The following is a 15,353-nucleotide window of genomic DNA, read 5'->3' on the forward strand; positions in this document are numbered from 1 at the left end:
CGGGTTACAGGAGCTTATGCAATGAAAGATTTGCTCAATCTGTTCAACCAGCAGCGCACGACGCCGGACTTCGATTCGATCAAGATCGCGTTGGCGTCGCCGGAGCTGATCCGTTCCTGGTCGTACGGTGAGGTCAAGAAGCCCGAGACCATCAACTACCGCACCTTCAAGCCGGAGCGCGACGGCCTGTTCTGTGCCGCCATCTTCGGTCCCGTGAAGGACTACGAGTGCCTGTGCGGCAAGTACAAGCGCATGAAGCATCGCGGCGTGGTCTGCGAGAAGTGCGGCACGGAAGTGACGCTGGCCAAGGTGCGCCGCGAGCGCATGGGCCACATCGAACTGGCTAGCCCGACCGCGCATATCTGGTTCCTCAAGTCGCTGCCGTCCCGCATCGGCCTGATGCTGGACATGACGCTGCGTGACATCGAGCGCATCCTGTATTTCGAGGCTTTCGTGGTGATCGACCCGGGCCTGACCGCGCTGGAGCGCGGCCAGCTGCTCAGCGAGGACCAGTACCTCGAAGCGGTTGAGGAGCACGGCGACGAGTTCGACGCGCGCATGGGCGCCGAGGCGGTGTACGAGCTGTTGAAGTCGCTCGACCTGCCGGGCGAAGTGGTGCGTCTGAAGGAAGAGATCGCTTCTACCAATTCCGAGACCAAGCTCAAGCGCCTCACCAAGCGCGTGAAGCTGATCGAGGCGTTCCTGGAGTCTGGCAACCGTCCGGAGTGGATGGTGCTGACTGTGCTGCCCGTGCTGCCGCCGGACCTGCGCCCGCTGGTCCCGCTGGACGGTGGCCGCTTCGCGACCTCCGACCTCAATGACCTGTACCGCCGCGTCATCAACCGTAACAACCGCCTGAAGCGTCTGCTCGAGCTCAATGCGCCCGACATTATCGTGCGCAACGAGAAGCGCATGCTGCAGGAGTCGGTCGATGCGCTGCTCGACAACGGCCGCCGCGGCCGTGCCATTACCGGCACGAACAAGCGCGCGCTGAAGTCGCTGGCCGACATGATCAAGGGCAAGCAGGGCCGCTTCCGCCAGAACCTGCTCGGCAAGCGCGTGGACTACTCCGGTCGTTCGGTGATCGTGGTGGGCCCGACGCTGCGTCTGCATCAGTGCGGCCTGCCCAAGAAGATGGCGCTTGAGCTGTTCAAGCCCTTCATCTTCGCCAAGCTGCAGGCACGCGGCGAAGCGACCACCATCAAGGCTGCCAAGAAGCTGGTCGAGCGCGAAGAATCGCAGGTGTGGGACATTCTCGAGGACGTGATCCGCGAGCATCCCGTGCTGCTCAATCGTGCGCCGACGCTGCACCGCCTGGGCATCCAGGCGTTCGAGCCGGTGCTGATCGAAGGCAAGGCGATTCAGCTGCATCCGTTGGTTTGTACCGCGTTCAACGCGGACTTCGACGGTGACCAGATGGCTGTGCACGTCCCGCTGTCCATCGAGGCACAGCTGGAAGCCCGTGCCTTGATGATGTCGTCGAACAACATCCTGTCGCCTGCCAACGGTGAACCGATCATCGTGCCGACCCAGGACGTGGTGCTGGGCCTGTACTACATGACCCGCGAGCTCGTGAATGCGAAGGGCACCGGCATGGTGTTCTCCAGCATCTCCGAGGTGCGTCGCGCCTATGACAACCGTGCAGTCGAGCTGCACGCGAAGGTCAAGGTGCGCATGAAGCAGGCGCATATTGCCGAGGACGGTACGCGCAGCAGCTCCTTGTCCCTGGTCGATACGACCGTGGGGCGTGCGCTGCTGGCCGAGATTCTCCCCGAGGGGCTGCCGTTCACGCTGGCCAACACCGAGCTGACCAAGAAGGCCATCTCGCGCCTGATCAACTCCAGCTACCGCCTGCTGGGCCTGAAGGACACCGTGGTCTTCGCGGACAAGCTGATGTACACCGGCTTCCGCTTCGCCACCCGCGCCGGTATCTCGATCGGCATCGATGACATGATCATCCCGGCTGAGAAGAAGGGCATCCTGGAAGAGGCCGAGAAGGAAGTCGTCGAGATCCAGGAGCAGTACCAGTCGGGCCTGGTGACCGCCGGTGAGCGCTACAACAAGGTGGTCGACATCTGGTCGCGCACCAACGAGCTCGTGGCCAAGGCGATGATCGACGGTATCGGTACCGAGAAGGTCGCCAATGCCAAGGGCGAGACTGTCGCGCAGAAGTCGATGAACTCGCTGTACATCATGGCTGACTCCGGCGCTCGTGGTTCGGTCGCCCAGATCCGTCAGTTGGCCGGTATGCGCGGTCTGATGGCCCGCCCGGACGGCTCGATCATCGAGACGCCGATCAAGGCCAACTTCCGCGAAGGCCTGAACGTGCTGCAGTACTTCAACTCGACGCACGGCGCCCGTAAGGGCTTGGCGGATACGGCGCTGAAGACTGCCAACTCGGGTTACCTGACCCGCCGTCTTGTCGACGTCGCCCAGGACGTGGTGATCACGTCCATGGACTGCGGTACGGAAGAGGGCGTCATGATGCAACCGATCGTGGAGGGCGGCGACGTGGTCGAGCCGCTGCGTGATCGTGTGCTGGGCCGTGTAGTGGTCGAGGACGTTTATGCCCCCGGCGATGACGATCAGCCGATCGTTACCCGCGACACCTTGCTGGACGAGGCGCTGGTCGAGAAGCTTGACAAGGCCGGCGTGCAGTCGATCAAGGTGCGTTCGCCGATCACCTGCCAGGCCTCCCATGGCGTGTGCGCGCTGTGCTATGGACGCGACCTGGCCCGTGGTCACCTGGTCAACATGGGCGAGGCCGTGGGTGTGGTTGCCGCGCAGTCCATCGGTGAGCCGGGTACCCAGCTGACGATGCGTACGTTCCACATCGGTGGCGCGGCTTCGCGAGCGGCTGCCGTGGACAACGTGACGGTGAAGACCACCGGCACGCTGAAGTTCAACAACCTCAAGACCGTGCAGCATGCCCAGGGTCACCTGGTGGCGGTGTCGCGTTCGGGCGAGGTCTCGGTCATCGACGCCAACGGCCGCGAGCGTGAGCGTTACAAGGTGCCGTACGGCGCCACGATCACCGTCAAGGACGGCGATCCGGTCAAGGCTGGCCAGACGGTCGCTAACTGGGATCCGCATACCCATCCGATCGTGTCGGAAGTGGCTGGTACCGTGCGCTTCATCGACTTTATCGATGGCGTCACCGTGCAGAGCCAGACCGACGAGCTGACCGGTCTGGAATCGGCGGTGGTGACGGATCCGAAGCGTCGCGGTACCGCGGCGAAGGATCTGCGTCCCATCGTCCGTCTGGAAGACAGCAAGGGGCGCGAGCTCAAGCTGCCGGGCACCGACGTGCCTGCGCAGTACATGCTGCCGGCCGGCGCGATCGTGTCGATCCAGAACGGCGCCGAGGTGGGCGTGGGCGACGTGGTGGCACGTATCCCGCAGGAAACGTCGAAGACCCGCGACATTACGGGTGGTCTGCCCCGCGTGGCCGACCTGTTCGAAGCCCGCAAGCCGAAGGAGCCGGCGATCTTGGCCGAGCGCTCCGGCGTGGTCAGCTTCGGCAAGGACACCAAGGGCAAGCAGCGCCTGATCATCAAGGACTCCGAGGGTAACGAGCACGAAGAGCTGATTCCCAAGTGGCGTCAGGTCATCGTGTTCGAAGGCGAGCACGTGGAGAAGGGCGAAACCGTGGTGGACGGCGAGCCGAATCCGCACGACATCCTGCGCCTGCTGGGTGTTGAGCCGCTGGCCTCGTACCTGGTCAAGGAAATCCAGGACGTCTATCGCCTGCAAGGTGTGAAGATCAACGACAAGCACATCGAAACGATCATTCGTCAGATGCTGCGTAAGGTCGAAATCACCGAGCCGGGTGAGAGTCACTATCTCCGCGGAGAGCAAGTCGAGCGTGTCCGTATCAGTGCGGAAAACGAGCGCGCCATGGCTCGCGGCGAGCGTCCGACGGAGTTCCAGTCGGTGCTGCTCGGCATTACCAAGGCATCGTTGGCAACTGAGTCCTTCATCTCGGCGGCCTCGTTCCAGGAGACGACCCGCGTCCTTACGGAAGCGGCCGTCCGTGGCACGCGCGACACCTTGCGGGGCCTGAAGGAAAATGTTATCGTCGGTCGTCTCATCCCGGCAGGTACGGGTCTGGCGTACCACGCGCAGCGTCGTCGCCAAGGCGGTCTGACCGCCGCGGAGCTGGAAACCCTTTCCGGCACCGCGTCCCCGGTCTCCTTCGCGGAAGCCACCGTCGGTAGCGACAATGGTGTGGAGTAAGCCCCGTCAGGGACTTGCTCGCTGACATACGAAATGAGGCGCAGGGATTGCGCCTCGTGTTCGAGTCATGGATGGCAGGGGCGTCAGCTTGTCTGTGGCAAGCTGCCCATGTTAAATTCCCGCTTCTTGGCAGACCGAGCTGGTTCGGTCTGCCTTTATGTTTCTCAGGAAAAGTACCGCATGTCGACTATCAACCAGTTGGTGCGCAAGTCCCGCAGCCCGAAGACCTATAAGAGTGCTTCGCCGGCTCTGCAGAATAGCCCGCAGCGTCGCGGCGTCTGCACGCGCGTTTACACGACCACCCCGAAGAAGCCGAACTCGGCCCTGCGTAAGGTTGCCAAGGTGCGCCTCACGAACGGTTACGAGGTCATCAGCTACATCGGTGGCGAAGGCCACAACCTGCAGGAGCACTCGGTGGTGCTCATTCGCGGCGGCCGTGTGAAGGATCTGCCGGGCGTGCGTTACCACACGGTGCGCGGCAGCCTCGACTGCGCCGGCGTCACCAAGCGCCGCCAGGCGCGCTCCAAGTACGGCGCCAAGCGCCCGAAGAGCTAAAAAGTTAGAGGACACGAGATATGTCGCGTAAAGGTTCCCATCCCGCCCGCCTGGTCCTGCCGGACCCGAAGCACGGCAGCCAGCTGATCGCCCGTTTCATCAACATGGTGATGAAGAGCGGCAAGAAGTCCGTGGCCGAAAGCATCGTCTACGGTGCACTTGACCACCTCGGCGAGAAGCACGCCGAGCCGGTGGCTCTGGTCGAAAAGGCGCTGAATAACATCGCCCCTGCGGTCGAAGTGAAGTCCCGCCGCGTGGGTGGTGCCACTTACCAGGTGCCGGTCGAAGTTCGCGCCGGTCGTCGTATGGCGCTGGCCATGCGCTGGGCCATCGAGTCCGCCCGCAAGCGTGGCGAGACCTCGATGCCGCGCAAGCTGGCCGCCGAGCTGCTCGAGGCTTCCGAGAATCGCGGTGGCGCGATCAAGAAGCGCGAAGAGACGCATCGTATGGCAGAGGCTAACAAGGCCTTCTCGCACTACCGCTGGTAAGCAAAGTACAGATTCGAGGTTACTACCGTGGCACGCACCACCCCCATCGAGCGCTACCGCAACTTCGGCATCATGGCCCACATCGATGCCGGTAAGACCACCACCACGGAGCGCATCCTGTTCTACACCGGCGTCAGTCACAAGATTGGCGAGGTGCATGACGGTGCGGCAACCATGGACTGGATGGAGCAGGAGCAGGAGCGCGGTATCACCATTACGTCGGCGGCGACGACGGCGTTCTGGAAGGGTATGGATCGGTCTCTGCCTGAGCATCGCTTCAATATCATCGATACCCCTGGGCACGTAGACTTCACCATCGAGGTGGAGCGTTCGTTGCGCGTGCTCGATGGTGCCGTGTTCGTGCTTTGTGCCGTGGGTGGTGTGCAGCCGCAGTCGGAAACCGTTTGGCGCCAGGCCAACAAGTACCATGTGCCGCGCCTTGCGTTCGTCAACAAGATGGATCGCACGGGTGCCAATTTCTACAAGGTGGTCGAGCAGCTGAAGGCGCGCCTGGGTGCGAACCCGGTGCCGATGCAGGTGCCGATCGGCGCCGAGGACAACTTCGAGGGCGTGATCGACCTGCTCAAGATGAAGTCCATCGTCTGGGACATGGAGTCCCAGGGCATGAAGTTTGAATACCAGGACATCCCCGCAAACCTGAAGGACAAGGCTGATGAGGCCCGTAGCTTCATGGTCGAGGCGGCTGCAGAGGCGACCGAAGATCTGATGAATAAGTACTTGGAGGAGGGCGACCTCTCCGAGGAAGAAATTGTCGGTGGTCTGCGTGCGCGTACGCTGTCCAGTGAGATCATCCCGGTCTATTGCGGTACGGCGTTCAAGAATAAGGGCGTCCAGGCGATGCTCGACGCGGTGGTGAACTTGCTGCCGTCGCCGGCTGATCGTCCCCCGGTTGCCGGCGTGGATGAGGACGAGAAGGAAGCGACTCGCAACGCCGATGACAACGCGCCGTTCTCCGCGCTGGCGTTCAAGATCATGACCGATCCGTTCGTCGGCTCGCTTACGTTTTTCCGCGTCTACTCGGGGACGCTCAATGCTGGTGACCAGGTGTATAACCCGGTCAAGTCACGCAAGGAGCGTATCGGCCGTATCCTGCAGATGCACGCGAACGAGCGTCAGGAAATCAAGGAAGTTCGCGCCGGCGATATCGCCGCAGCGGTCGGCCTGAAGGATGTGACGACGGGCGATACGCTGTGCTCGCAGGACCACGTGATCACCCTGGAGCGCATGACGTTCCCGGAGCCGGTGATTTCGATGGCCGTCGAGCCGAAGACCAAGTCCGACCAGGAAAAGATGGGTATCGCGCTGGGTCGTCTAGCTGCCGAGGATCCGTCTTTCCGGGTGCGTACCGATGAAGAGTCTGGTCAGACGATCATCTCCGGCATGGGTGAGCTGCATCTGGACATCATCGTTGACCGCATGAGGCGTGAGTTCAACGTCGAAGCCAACGTCGGCAAGCCGCAGGTCGCCTATCGCGAGACGATCCGCAAGAGCGACGTGAAGTCCGATTACAAGCATGCCAAGCAGTCGGGCGGTAAGGGCCAGTATGGCCACGTCGTGCTCGAGCTGTCGCCGATGACCGAGGAGGATAAGAAAGACTCCAACGTCAAGGACGATTTCCTCTTTGTCAACGAAATTACCGGCGGCGTTATTCCAAAGGAATTCATTCCGGCGGTCGAGAAGGGCTTGCGTGAGACCATCACGAGCGGCCCGCTCGCCGGCTTCCCGGTCGTGGGCATCAAGTGCAAGCTGGTGTTCGGTTCGTACCATGACGTTGACTCCTCCGAAACGGCGTTCAAGATTGCTGCTTCGATGGGCTTCAAGGAAGGCTTCCGCAAAGCAGATCCTGTTCTGCTCGAGCCGATCATGAAGGTCGAGGTGGTGACGCCGGAAGACTATGTCGGTGACGTCATGGGCGATCTGAGTCGCCGTCGTGGTCTGTTGCAGGGCCAGGACGACACGCCGTCGGGCAAGACCATTAATGCGATGGTGCCGCTTGGCGAGATGTTCGGCTATGCGACCACTATTCGCTCGCTGACCCAGGGTCGCGCAACGTTCACGATGGAGTTCGACCACTACGCTGAGGCGCCGAACAACATCGCCGAGCAGGTCATCAAGAAGGCCTGATAAGGTCTTCCTCCTTTACAACAACGTTCTTTCAGAGGTTTGAGACATGGCAAAGGGTAAGTTCGAACGCACCAAGCCGCACGTCAACGTGGGCACGATTGGCCACGTGGACCACGGCAAGACGACGCTGACGGCGGCGCTGACGAAGGTGGGTGCTGAGCGTTTCGGCGGCGAATTCAAGGCATACGACGCGATTGACGCGGCGCCGGAAGAGAAGGCACGTGGCATCACGATCTCGACGGCGCACGTGGAATACGAATCGCCGACGCGCCATTACGCGCACGTGGACTGCCCGGGCCACGCCGACTACGTGAAGAACATGATCACGGGTGCGGCGCAGATGGACGGCGCGATTCTGGTGTGCTCGGCCGCTGACGGCCCGATGCCGCAGACGCGTGAACACATCCTGCTGTCGCGCCAGGTCGGCGTGCCGTACATCGTGGTCTTCCTGAACAAGGCGGACATGGTGGACGACAAGGAGCTGCTCGAGCTGGTCGAGATGGAAGTGCGCGAGCTGCTGTCGAAGTACGAGTTCCCGGGCGACGACACCCCGATCATCGTGGGTTCGGCGCGTGCGGCGCTGGAAGGCGACCAGTCGGACATTGGCGTGCCGGCGATCATCAAGCTGGTGGAAGCGCTGGACACGTACATTCCGGAGCCGGTGCGTACGCTGGACAAGCCGTTCCTGATGCCGGTGGAAGACGTGTTCTCGATCTCGGGCCGTGGCACGGTGGTGACCGGTCGCGTGGAGACGGGCATCATCAAGGTGGGCGAGGAAATCGAGATCGTCGGTATCCGTCCGACGACCAAGACGACCGTGACCGGCGTGGAGATGTTCCGCAAGCTGCTGGATCAGGGCCAGGCGGGCGACAACGTGGGTCTGCTGCTGCGCGGCACGAAGCGTGACGACGTGGAGCGTGGCCAGGTGCTGGCCAAGCCGGGTTCGATCACGCCGCACACGGAGTTCGAGGCCGAGGTGTACGTGCTGTCGAAGGACGAGGGTGGCCGTCATACGCCGTTCTTCAAGGGTTACCGCCCGCAGTTCTACTTCCGCACCACCGACGTGACCGGCGCGATCGAGCTGCCGGAAGGCGTGGAGATGGTGATGCCGGGTGACAACGTGAAGATGAAGGTCACCCTGATCGCGCCGATCGCGATGACGGACGGCCTGCGCTTCGCGATCCGCGAAGGTGGCCGCACCGTCGGTGCCGGCGTCGTCGCCAAGATCACCAAGTAAGTAACCCGCCGTCGGGCGAGTGAAAGCTGGGATCAAAAAGCGGAGCGAAAGCTCCGCTTTTTTTTCGCCAGGGGCTTCCCGCAACTATGGAAATGGGTTATAGTCCATGAGTTATCCCTTTGCACTCGTGGGCGTAGATGCCCGGGGCACACAGCGAAATGAGGTGCAGGAAGCGCTTCGAGTTCGCGTACAAGGACGTTGCGGGATCGCATGACGGCAGAGTGACCGCTCTGTTGCCATTTGCGTTGTCGCGTTTTATACTTTTTTGTCTGGGCAGGCCGATATTGTCGGTCTGCCCGGTTGTTTAGGGGTCGAGTGTTCGGGGTTTCCGAGCGGTAGCCGACGCCTAGCGGTACCAGGTAACACCAAAGGGTTGTGCGGAATGGTGAGAAGCCATTCCGAATCACAGAATCGTTCTTTAGATAACAGGACACGGTTTATGGCGAACCAAAAGATTCGCATCCGGCTTAAGGCGTTCGATCATCGTCTGATCGACCGTTCGGCCAGCGAAATCGTCGAGACGGCCAAGCGCACCGGCGCCACGGTCCTCGGCCCGATTCCGCTGCCGACCAAGATCGAGCGCTACACCATTCTGGTGTCGCCGCACGTCGACAAAGATGCCCGCGACCAGTACGAAACCCGTACCCACAAGCGCGTGCTCGATATCGTTGATCCCAACGACAAGACCGTGGACGCGCTCATGAAGCTTGATCTCGCCGCTGGCGTCGATGTTCAGATCAAGCTCGGCTGAGCGATAGATAGGATACGAAGATGAGTATCGGACTGGTTGGCCGCAAGTGCGGCATGAGCCGACTCTTCACTGAAGACGGACGCTCGATTCCGGTGACGCTGATTGAAGCCACCCCGAATCGCGTCACCCAGCTGAAGACGGAAGATAATGATGGCTACAGCGCTGTGCAGGTCGCGGCGGGCGTCAAGCGCGCCAGCCTGCTGACCCAGCCGCTGAAGGGCCACTACGCGAAGGCGAAGGTCGAGCCGGGCCGTGGTCTGTGGGAGTTCCGCGTGACTGCCGACGAGCTCGGCAAGTACAGCGTGGGCGCCGAGATCAAGGCCGACGACGTGTTCCAGGTGGGTCAGATTGTTGACGTCGCCGGTGTGTCGAAGGGTAAGGGCTTCCAGGGCACCATCAAGCGCCACAACTTCACCATGGGCGACGCCACCCACGGTAACTCGCTGTCGCATCGCGCGCCGGGTTCTATCGGTCAGCGTCAGACCCCGGGTCGTGTGTTTCCTGGCAAGAAGATGTCCGGCCACATGGGTGCGGTGAACCGTACGCAGCAGGGTCTGGAAGTGGTCAAGGTCGACGCCGAGCGTCATCTGATCGCGGTCAAGGGCGCTGTCCCCGGTGCTACCGGTGGCGACGTCGTGATCCGTCCGACCACCAAGGGTTGAGGAGAGACGCCATGGAACTGAATGTCATTGGCGCCAAGCCACTCAATGTGTCGGACGAAGTGTTCGGCGGTGAGTTCAAGCAGGCCCTGGTCCACCAGGTGGTTGTCGCCTACCAGGCCGGCGGTCGCGCCGGTACCAAGGCGCAGCTGTCGCGTGGCGACTTGTCGGGTACCACGAAGAAGTTCAAGAAGCAGAAGGGTGGCGGCGCTCGTCACGGTGATTACCGCGCTCCAATCTTCGTCGGCGGTGGTGTCACCTTTGCTGCCAAGCCCCGCAACTACGAGCAGAAGGTCAACCGCAAGGCCTATCGCGTAGCGCTGCGCTCCATTCTTTCGGAGCTCAATCGCCAGGGTCGTCTGAAGGTGGTCGAGAGCTTCGGCATCGATACTCCGAAGACCAAGGCGATGGTCGCCAAGCTGGCTGAGCTGCAGGTTTCCGGCCGCGTGCTGCTGGTGTCGGAAGACGCCAACGAGGCTACCTTCCTGGCAGCGCGCAACATCCCGTACATCCACGTGGTGGACGTGTTGGCGCTGAACCCGGTGAGCCTGGTCGGTTCGGACCATGTCGTCGTGACCGTCGATGCGGTTAAGAAGATCGAGGAGTGGCTGGCATGAGCAACGAACGCATTCTCAACACGCTGCGCGCGCCGCACATTTCCGAGAAGGCGGCCCGTCTTGCCGAGGGCAACCAGTACGTTTTCGTGGTGGCCCCCGAGGCAACCAAGGCCGATGTCCGTGCGGCGGTGGAGCAGATGTTCGACGTCAAAGTTGAGCAGGTGAACCTCGTCAATGCCAAGGGCAAGGTCAAGTCCTTCCGTTTCCGCGCTGGCAACCGCCAGGGCAAGCGCAAGGCCTATGTGCGCCTGGCTGATGGTCAAACCATCGACGTGGCGGCCAAGGCCTGAGCCAGGAGTTGAATTGAGATGGCACTGATCACTCACAAGCCCACCTCCGCCGGACGTCGCGACGCGGTCAGCGTGCGTACGCCGGGCCTGCACAAGGGCGCGCCGTACGCGGCGTTGACCGAGTCGCAGACCAAGACTGGTGGCCGTAACCACTTCGGTCGCATCACCACGCGTCATCGTGGCGGCGGTCATAAGCAGCATTACCGCATCATCGACTTCAAGCGAGACAAGGAAGGCATTGCCGCCCGCGTCGAGCGTATTGAATACGATCCCAACCGCACCGCGCACATTGCGCTGCTGTGCTACGCCGACGGCGAGCGCCGCTACATCATCGCGCCGAAGGGTGTGCAGGTTGGCGATCGCTTGGTGTCGGGTCACGACGCGCCGATCAAGGCCGGTAACAGCCTGCCGCTGCGCAATATTCCGGTCGGCTCGACCGTGCACTGCATCGAGATGAAGCCCGGCAAGGGCGCGCAGATCGCTCGCAGCGCCGGCGCCTCGGTTCAGCTGGTCGCCCGCGAATCGGGTTACGCCACGCTTCGTCTGCGCTCCGGTGAAATGCGCCGGGTGCCGGTCGATTGCCGCGCCACCATCGGCGAAGTCGGCAACAGTGAGCATAGCCTGAAGAAGCTCGGCAAGGCCGGCGCCAAGCGTTGGCAGGGTATCCGCCCGACCGTTCGCGGTGTGGCAATGAACCCGGTCGACCATCCGCACGGTGGCGGTGAAGGTCGTACCTCCGGCGGCCGTCATCCGGTCAGCCCGTGGGGCACGCCGACCAAGGGCTACAAGACTCGTAACAACAAGCGCACGCAGCAGTTCATCGTGCGTCGTCGCAAGTAATAGGAAACCGACATGCCGCGTTCTTTGAAGAAAGGTCCGTTTGTCGACCTTCACCTCGTCAAGAAGGTGGAAGCTGCGGTTTCCACTAGCAACAAGCGTCCGATCAAGACTTGGTCGCGTCGCTCCATGATCCTGCCGGAAATGGTGGGATTGACCATCGCCATCCACAACGGTCGCCAGCACGTGCCGGTGCTCGTCAACGAGAACATGGTCGGGCATAAGCTCGGCGAGTTCGCGGTGACCCGCACCTTCAAGGGCCATGGCGGCGATAAGAAGGGCAAGTGATGAGCACTGAAGCCAAAGCGATCCTGCGTAGCGCCCGCATTTCGGCGCAGAAGGCACGCCTGGTGGCTGACCTGGTTCGCGGCATGCCCGTGGGCCGAGCCAGCGACGTGCTCCAGTTCACCAACAAGAAGGCCGCGCACATTGTCCGCAAGGTGTTGCTGTCGGCCGTCGCCAACGCCGAGAACAACCTCGGCGCTGATGTCGATGAGCTGAAGGTCTCGCGCATCTTCGTCGACGAAGGTCCGGCGATGAAGCGCATGTACGCCCGCGCCAAAGGCCGGGGATCTCGCATCCTGAAGCGCACGAGCCACATCACTGTGGTCGTTGGCAACTGACTGGGGATATAGACGATGGGTCATAAAGTTCATCCCACCGGTATCCGCCTCGGCATTGCCAAGGACTGGAACTCGAAGTGGTACGCCAATAAGGGCGAATACGCACAGTACCTCGCTGCCGACCTCAAGGTCCGCGAGATGCTGCGCAAGAAGCTGGCTCAGGCCGGCATCTCGAAGATCCAGATCGAGCGTCCGGCCAAGACGGCGCGCGTGACGATCCACACCGCCCGTCCGGGCGTGGTGATCGGCAAGAAGGGTGAGGACATCGAGAAGCTGCGCAAGGAAGTCAGCCAGCTCATGGGCGTCCCGGCGCACATCAACGTCAGCGAAGTGCGCAAGCCCGAGCTTGACGCCCAGCTGGTGGCTGAGTCGATCGCGCAGCAGCTCGAGCGTCGCATCATGTTCCGCCGCGCCATGAAGCGCTCGGTCGGCAACGCGATGCGCCTTGGTGCCCTGGGCATCAAGATCAACGTGTCCGGTCGTCTGAACGGCGCTGAGATCGCTCGTTCCGAGTGGGCCCGCGAAGGCCGCGTGCCGCTGCATACCCTGCGTGCGGACATCGACTACGGCTTCGCGGAAGCTCACACCACCTACGGTGTCATCGGCATCAAGGTGTGGATCTACAAGGGCGAAATCTTCGACCTGTCCCAGGTGGGCCAGGAAGCGAAGGAAGAGTCGTCGCAGCCGCGCCGCGAAGGTGGCGAGGGTCGTCGTGAATCGCGTCGCGAGGGCGGTGAAGGCCGCCGCGAGCGGACGGCGAAGTAAGGAGAGTTGCCATGTTGCAACCCAAGCGAACCAAATACCGCAAGCAGTTCAAGGGCCGTAATGACGGTCTGGCATTCAGCTCGAACCTCGTGAGCTTCGGCGAGTACGGCCTCAAGGCCACCACTCATGGCGCGCTGACCGCGCGCCAGATCGAAGCGGCACGTCGTTGCATCACCCGCTTCGTGAAGCGCGGCGGCAAGCTGTGGATCCGCGTGTTCCCGGACAAGCCGATCACCAAGAAGCCGATCGAAGTCCGAATGGGCGCAGGTAAGGGTGGCGTCGAATACTGGGTCGCTCCGATCCAGCCCGGCCGCATGCTCTATGAAATCGAGGGCGTCGACGAAGCTACGGCTCGCGAGGCGTTTCGCCTGGCTGCTGCCAAGCTGTCGGTGCAGACCCAGTTCGTATCCCGAGCGGTGATGTGATGGCCATGAAAGATCTGATCAACAAATCGGCCGACGAGCTGAAGCAGCACCTGCTGGACCTGCGCAAGGAGCAGTTCAATCTGCGCATGCAGAAAGGCACCGGCCAGCTCAACCAGCCGCACCAGCTGCGCCGTGTTCGGCGCGATATCGCCCGCGCGAAGTTCGCGCTCGGCGGCAAAAAGTAAGGACGGCGGACATGAGCGAAAACCAAAAGCAGGCGCGCACCCTTGAGGGCCGCGTCATCAGCAATAAGATGGACAAGACGGTGACCGTCCTGATCGAGCGCCAGGTGCAGCACGGCCTGCTGGGCAAGATCATTCGTCGGTCGACCAAGCTGCACGCTCAGGACGACCTCGGTGCAAACGAGGGCGACCTGGTGCGCATCGCGGAGTGCCGTCCGCTGTCGAAGACCAAGCATCACCGCGTGGTCGAAATCGTCACGCGCGCGGTCGGCTAAGGGGAGGGTGCAGACATGATCCAGATGCAAAGCACGCTTTCCGCGGCGGACAACAGCGGCGCGAAGGAACTGATGTGCATCAAGGTGCTCGGCGGTTCCAAGCGTCGTTACGCCGCGATCGGTGACGTGATCAAGGTCACCGTGAAGGATGCCATTCCGCGTGGCAAGGTGAAGAAGGGCGAGGTCTACAACGCCGTGGTGGTCCGTACCGCCAAGGGTGTGCGCCGTCCGGATGGCTCGCTGATCCGTTTCGACGGCAATGCAGCGGTCCTACTCAACAATAAGCTCGAGCCGATCGGTACCCGTATTTTCGGACCGGTCACCCGCGAGCTGCGTAGCGAGCGCTTCATGAAGATCGTCTCGCTTGCGCCCGAAGTGCTCTGAGCGGAGGCTAGACATGAACCGTATCCGCAAGGGTGATCAGGTCATCGTGATCACCGGCAAAAACAAGGGCCAGCGCGGCGACGTGCTGCGCGTTGAGGGCGACCGCGTGTTCGTCTCCAACGTGAACCTGGTCAAGCGCCACACCAAGCCGAACCCGCAGGCCAACCAGGCCGGCGGCATCGTCGAGCGTGAGGCCTCGATCCATATCTCCAATGTGCAGCTGTTCAACCCCGCCAAGAACAAGGGTGAACGCGTGGGCTTCAAGACGCTCGATGATGGGCGCAAGGTCCGCGTGTTCAGTTCTGGCGAGGTCGTGGACGCGTAAGGAACACAAGTCATGACGCGCCTTGAGAAGTTTTACAAAGACGAGGTAGTGAAGAAGCTCACCGAGCGCTTCGGCTACCAGAATGTGATGCAGGTTCCCCGCATCACCAAGATCACGCTGAACATGGGCGTGGGCGAAGCGGCGGGCAACAAGAAAGTGCTCGAGAACGCCGTGGCCGACATGGCCAAGATCTCCGGCCAGAAGCCGATCCAGACCAAGGCGCGCGTGTCCGTTGCCTCGTTCAAGATCCGCGACGGCTGGCCGATCGGTTGCAAGGTCACGCTGCGTCGCGCCCAGATGTGGGAGTTCCTGGATCGCCTGATCAATATCTCGCTGCCCCGTACCCGCGATTTCCGCGGTGTGTCGGGCCGCGCCTTCGATGGCCGTGGTAACTACAACTTCGGTATCAAGGAGCAGATCATCTTCCCGGAAATCGACTTCGACGCCGTCGACGCGATGCGCGGTATGGATATCTCCATCACCACCACCGCGAAGTCGGACGAAGAGGCCAAGGCACTGCTGGAAGCCTTCAGCTTCCCGTTCCGCAACTAAGAGAGCG

General features: G+C 62.1%; 19 protein-coding genes. All 19 read left to right on the plus strand.

Annotated elements, in window-relative coordinates; genetic code table 11:
• The first annotated feature begins 21 nt into the window (after positions 1-21).
• The 19 genes from rpoC to rplE all read left to right on the plus strand — a co-directional run bounded on the left by rpoC (position 22) and on the right by rplE (position 15,346).
• On the plus strand, positions 22-4,236 hold the full coding sequence (rpoC, locus tag RKE25_RS06835) for a DNA-directed RNA polymerase subunit beta' (RefSeq protein ID WP_311841495.1): 4,215 nt from the start codon (positions 22-24) through the stop codon (positions 4,234-4,236).
• 180 nt (positions 4,237-4,416) lie between these two features.
• Complete coding sequence (gene rpsL, locus RKE25_RS06840; RefSeq protein ID WP_311841496.1) at positions 4,417-4,791, plus strand: 30S ribosomal protein S12; 375 nt, start codon at positions 4,417-4,419, stop codon at positions 4,789-4,791.
• 20 nt (positions 4,792-4,811) lie between these two features.
• Entirely contained in the window at positions 4,812-5,279 is a 468-nt protein-coding gene (gene rpsG / locus RKE25_RS06845) for a 30S ribosomal protein S7 (protein ID WP_311841497.1), read from the plus strand.
• A gap of 27 nt (positions 5,280-5,306) precedes the next feature.
• Positions 5,307-7,424: an elongation factor G gene (gene fusA / locus RKE25_RS06850; protein ID WP_311841498.1), complete on the plus strand. Its 2,118-nt coding sequence runs from the start codon at positions 5,307-5,309 to the stop codon at positions 7,422-7,424.
• A gap of 46 nt (positions 7,425-7,470) precedes the next feature.
• On the plus strand, positions 7,471-8,661 hold the full coding sequence (gene tuf, locus RKE25_RS06855) for an elongation factor Tu (protein ID WP_311841489.1): 1,191 nt from the start codon (positions 7,471-7,473) through the stop codon (positions 8,659-8,661).
• A 439-nt stretch (positions 8,662-9,100) separates the two neighbouring features.
• Positions 9,101-9,412, plus strand: coding sequence for a 30S ribosomal protein S10 (gene rpsJ, locus RKE25_RS06860; RefSeq protein WP_014402136.1), 312 nt, complete (start codon positions 9,101-9,103; stop codon positions 9,410-9,412).
• A gap of 20 nt (positions 9,413-9,432) precedes the next feature.
• The gene (gene rplC / locus RKE25_RS06865) at positions 9,433-10,074 is read left to right on the plus strand and encodes a 50S ribosomal protein L3 (protein ID WP_311841499.1); all 642 of its coding nucleotides are present in this window, start codon (positions 9,433-9,435) and stop codon (positions 10,072-10,074) included.
• An 11-nt stretch (positions 10,075-10,085) separates the two neighbouring features.
• Positions 10,086-10,688 carry a 50S ribosomal protein L4 gene (rplD, locus tag RKE25_RS06870; RefSeq protein WP_311841500.1) on the plus strand — a complete coding sequence of 201 codons (603 nt, stop codon included), beginning with the start codon at positions 10,086-10,088 and terminating at the stop codon, positions 10,686-10,688.
• Positions 10,685-10,978: a 50S ribosomal protein L23 gene (gene rplW / locus RKE25_RS06875; protein ID WP_131149493.1), complete on the plus strand. Its 294-nt coding sequence runs from the start codon at positions 10,685-10,687 to the stop codon at positions 10,976-10,978. Before rplD ends, rplW begins: the two co-directional genes overlap by 4 nt.
• 18 nt (positions 10,979-10,996) lie before the next feature.
• Positions 10,997-11,818, plus strand: coding sequence for a 50S ribosomal protein L2 (rplB, locus tag RKE25_RS06880; protein WP_311841501.1), 822 nt, complete (start codon positions 10,997-10,999; stop codon positions 11,816-11,818).
• A 12-nt stretch (positions 11,819-11,830) separates the two neighbouring features.
• Positions 11,831-12,103 (plus strand): 30S ribosomal protein S19, encoded by a 273-nt coding sequence (rpsS, locus tag RKE25_RS06885; protein WP_311841502.1) that lies wholly within the window; start codon positions 11,831-11,833, stop codon positions 12,101-12,103.
• Positions 12,103-12,438, plus strand: a complete 336-nt coding sequence (gene rplV / locus RKE25_RS06890) for a 50S ribosomal protein L22 (RefSeq protein WP_074547432.1) — start codon at positions 12,103-12,105, stop codon at positions 12,436-12,438. The genes rpsS and rplV overlap by 1 nt, the downstream gene beginning before the upstream one ends.
• 15 nt (positions 12,439-12,453) lie before the next feature.
• The gene (rpsC, locus tag RKE25_RS06895) at positions 12,454-13,203 is read left to right on the plus strand and encodes a 30S ribosomal protein S3 (protein WP_311841503.1); all 750 of its coding nucleotides are present in this window, start codon (positions 12,454-12,456) and stop codon (positions 13,201-13,203) included.
• An 11-nt stretch (positions 13,204-13,214) separates the two neighbouring features.
• On the plus strand, positions 13,215-13,628 hold the full coding sequence (rplP, locus tag RKE25_RS06900; protein ID WP_126673170.1) for a 50S ribosomal protein L16: 414 nt from the start codon (positions 13,215-13,217) through the stop codon (positions 13,626-13,628).
• Positions 13,628-13,813 carry a 50S ribosomal protein L29 gene (rpmC, locus tag RKE25_RS06905; RefSeq protein WP_311841504.1) on the plus strand — a complete coding sequence of 62 codons (186 nt, stop codon included), beginning with the start codon at positions 13,628-13,630 and terminating at the stop codon, positions 13,811-13,813. The genes rplP and rpmC overlap by 1 nt, the downstream gene beginning before the upstream one ends.
• Positions 13,814-13,824: 11 nt before the next feature.
• Entirely contained in the window at positions 13,825-14,085 is a 261-nt protein-coding gene (rpsQ, locus tag RKE25_RS06910) for a 30S ribosomal protein S17 (RefSeq protein WP_311841505.1), read from the plus strand.
• A gap of 15 nt (positions 14,086-14,100) precedes the next feature.
• Positions 14,101-14,469, plus strand: a complete 369-nt coding sequence (gene rplN / locus RKE25_RS06915) for a 50S ribosomal protein L14 (protein ID WP_026635841.1) — start codon at positions 14,101-14,103, stop codon at positions 14,467-14,469.
• A 13-nt stretch (positions 14,470-14,482) separates the two neighbouring features.
• Positions 14,483-14,794, plus strand: a complete 312-nt coding sequence (rplX, locus tag RKE25_RS06920; protein ID WP_311841506.1) for a 50S ribosomal protein L24 — start codon at positions 14,483-14,485, stop codon at positions 14,792-14,794.
• Between the two features lie 12 nt (positions 14,795-14,806).
• A complete protein-coding gene (rplE, locus tag RKE25_RS06925; protein ID WP_311841507.1) occupies positions 14,807-15,346 on the plus strand; it encodes a 50S ribosomal protein L5 in 540 nt (179 codons plus the stop codon).
• Positions 15,347-15,353 lie beyond the last annotated feature (7 nt).

It is taken from the genome of Dyella sp. BiH032, assembly GCF_031954525.1.
GTDB lineage: Bacteria > Pseudomonadota > Gammaproteobacteria > Xanthomonadales > Rhodanobacteraceae > Dyella_D.

Coding starts and splice junctions, on each gene's coding strand:
- rpoC (WP_311841495.1), top strand. CDS start 22: ATGAAAGATTTGCTCAATCTGTTCAACCAGCAGCGCACGACGCCGGAC.
- rplW (WP_131149493.1), top strand. CDS start 10,685: ATGAGCAACGAACGCATTCTCAACACGCTGCGCGCGCCGCACATTTCC.
- tuf (WP_311841489.1), top strand. CDS start 7,471: ATGGCAAAGGGTAAGTTCGAACGCACCAAGCCGCACGTCAACGTGGGC.
- rpsS (WP_311841502.1), top strand. CDS start 11,831: ATGCCGCGTTCTTTGAAGAAAGGTCCGTTTGTCGACCTTCACCTCGTC.
- rpsC (WP_311841503.1), top strand. CDS start 12,454: ATGGGTCATAAAGTTCATCCCACCGGTATCCGCCTCGGCATTGCCAAG.
- rpmC (WP_311841504.1), top strand. CDS start 13,628: ATGGCCATGAAAGATCTGATCAACAAATCGGCCGACGAGCTGAAGCAG.
- rplP (WP_126673170.1), top strand. CDS start 13,215: ATGTTGCAACCCAAGCGAACCAAATACCGCAAGCAGTTCAAGGGCCGT.
- rplD (WP_311841500.1), top strand. CDS start 10,086: ATGGAACTGAATGTCATTGGCGCCAAGCCACTCAATGTGTCGGACGAA.
- rplC (WP_311841499.1), top strand. CDS start 9,433: ATGAGTATCGGACTGGTTGGCCGCAAGTGCGGCATGAGCCGACTCTTC.
- rplE (WP_311841507.1), top strand. CDS start 14,807: ATGACGCGCCTTGAGAAGTTTTACAAAGACGAGGTAGTGAAGAAGCTC.
- rplB (WP_311841501.1), top strand. CDS start 10,997: ATGGCACTGATCACTCACAAGCCCACCTCCGCCGGACGTCGCGACGCG.
- rpsL (WP_311841496.1), top strand. CDS start 4,417: ATGTCGACTATCAACCAGTTGGTGCGCAAGTCCCGCAGCCCGAAGACC.
- rpsG (WP_311841497.1), top strand. CDS start 4,812: ATGTCGCGTAAAGGTTCCCATCCCGCCCGCCTGGTCCTGCCGGACCCG.
- rplX (WP_311841506.1), top strand. CDS start 14,483: ATGAACCGTATCCGCAAGGGTGATCAGGTCATCGTGATCACCGGCAAA.
- rpsQ (WP_311841505.1), top strand. CDS start 13,825: ATGAGCGAAAACCAAAAGCAGGCGCGCACCCTTGAGGGCCGCGTCATC.
- rplN (WP_026635841.1), top strand. CDS start 14,101: ATGATCCAGATGCAAAGCACGCTTTCCGCGGCGGACAACAGCGGCGCG.
- rpsJ (WP_014402136.1), top strand. CDS start 9,101: ATGGCGAACCAAAAGATTCGCATCCGGCTTAAGGCGTTCGATCATCGT.
- rplV (WP_074547432.1), top strand. CDS start 12,103: ATGAGCACTGAAGCCAAAGCGATCCTGCGTAGCGCCCGCATTTCGGCG.